This window comes from Nostoc sp. UHCC 0251, assembly GCF_034932245.1.
Lineage (GTDB): Bacteria > Cyanobacteriota > Cyanobacteriia > Cyanobacteriales > Nostocaceae > Nostoc.
In genome coordinates, this window is the sequence record NZ_JAYGHD010000529.1 from 1 (window position 1) to 1,723 (window position 1,723).

Annotated in this window: 2 protein-coding genes and 1 pseudogene; 1 reads left to right on the top strand and 2 read right to left on the bottom strand. The window is 42.7% G+C overall.

The annotated features are described in order from the left end of the window. Window positions 1–325: pseudogene (locus tag VB740_RS36595) on the bottom strand (GIY-YIG nuclease family protein); the annotation flags it as partial. Here VB740_RS36595 and VB740_RS36600 point away from each other — a divergent pair. Further along, the gene (locus VB740_RS36600) at window positions 315–482 is read left to right on the top strand and encodes a hypothetical protein (protein WP_323204695.1); all 168 of its coding nucleotides are present in this window, start codon (window positions 315–317) and stop codon (window positions 480–482) included. The pseudogene VB740_RS36595 and the gene VB740_RS36600 sit on opposite strands and share 11 nt — an antisense overlap. A gap of 34 nt (window positions 483–516) precedes the next feature. Here the strand turns inward: VB740_RS36600 and VB740_RS36605 are convergent, their stop codons facing one another. After that, a complete protein-coding gene (locus tag VB740_RS36605) occupies window positions 517–1,188 on the bottom strand; it encodes a class I SAM-dependent methyltransferase (RefSeq protein ID WP_323204696.1) in 672 nt (223 codons plus the stop codon). Between the last annotated feature and the right edge of the window lie 535 nt (window positions 1,189–1,723).

Consider the following 1,723-nt stretch of genomic DNA (forward strand, 5'->3'; position numbering starts at 1 on the left):
CCCCCACATACAGCACTAGTCCAGCCGCAGAGTCAACAACAAAGTACAGACACGCTTCTCCTGGGCTGTCTGCTGGCATCCTCCAGAACGAAAGCGATCGCACCTGTAACTGCAACGGATCAATCCGGTCTGGGCCGCAGTGGTTGGGTGCAAGGTCAAACAGTGTCACCTGCTCAGGTGGTTTGTTCTCTCTCACCTTCTGCTGATATTCAAAAATCTGAGATTTCCACTTCAGCAGCGCATCAGCACTCATCACCAGCGCCTCTGCTCTACGTGCTGGTGTGGGCGTTACAGATGGGAATAGGTTTAGTTGGTTGGGTTCCAAGGGTATTACGGGAGCGTACCGACTAGCTGATTATCTCCCAGAACTGAATCGAGTAAACCTGTTAACGGGTTTAGGAGTGCGATCGCTTTGGAGTAAGGCGATCGCCAACGTCTTCACTTTCCTTTTTTCCTCTAAGAAATTTTGGGGTATCCATTAATATAAGCGGTTAGCGCTCAGAGGATATCAAAGAATTATGGTCTTTGATATTCAATTCGCACTTGCTTAACGTCAAGCTCAGATTCTAAAAACTCAAGTTTTTCTACTTGCTGTAATCCCACATTTTCAAACTGTTTGAGTTCCGAGTCTGATAATGGCCAAGGTGGGCCATCCGGTTCAGCTTCTGTGTCTCGAACACGAGTAATCATCAACAGCGTTCCACCAGGAGCAAGTACAGAGGTAACTGAAGAAATAACGCAAGAACGCACATTTAACGGCAGAGACTGAATATTACGACATTCAAAAACAAAGTCAAAGGCTTGATGCCATTGTGGGGGAATTGCTAATAAATCTGCAACTACATAGTTAACAGTCGAATTTGGAAATCGCTCTTGACACCAAGCGATCGCGCTTCGTGAAATATCAAAGGCGGTTACTTCAAACCCTTGATGAGCTAAAGCTTCGGCATCGTCTCCCAAGCCGCAACCAATGACTAGCGCCTTTTGTCCAGAAGCAAGCGGTTGATGATTCGTCAACCAATCTTGTAGATAAGGATGAGGAGCTAACTTTGCCCAAGGAATTTGTGTTGCATCACCTTGAGCTTCGGCATATAAAACTTCAAACCAGGACGAGGGATCTGATTTTTGTAAAGCAACACTTGCTAACTGTTTAGCATGAAGTATATTGTCTCTTTGTTGTTCAAACATAAAAACTGACACGCCCTAACAATTGTGGGAAACTTCGGAATACCCTAAGTATTATAGATATTGCGAAGTTTCGTAATATTCCTAGTAGCCAGAATTCTTGTTCAGAGTGAGTTTATACTCTAGTTTCCCCTGCGGCGGTAAACTACGCACCCCAATCTGCTAAAATCACCTCTGCCCCGCCGTTGACGATTTCCCATTCTTGAGATTCAAAGCTTGGAAAGTTGAGTTATTGAGTTTTCCTCGCTCGATAATTTGCAGTATTAATTTATACGAATTAATTGGATATTTAAAATATGAAGCGATCGCTTAGAGTTTTTCTTAGAGGAAAAGCGATGCCTATGGTGGGCTATTTGGTGTCGCTTGACTCCATTACACTTATATTTTTCAAATTATTAATAGATTAGACCAGAAGATAGACACATTTTTTAAAAGTTGAAGCACACTTGTAAGAGCAACTTTAACTATTCAATAATGGTGTGGCAATGTGGCTAAAATATGGTGTAAATGAAGAAGGTATCTTGATATGTATTGAAGA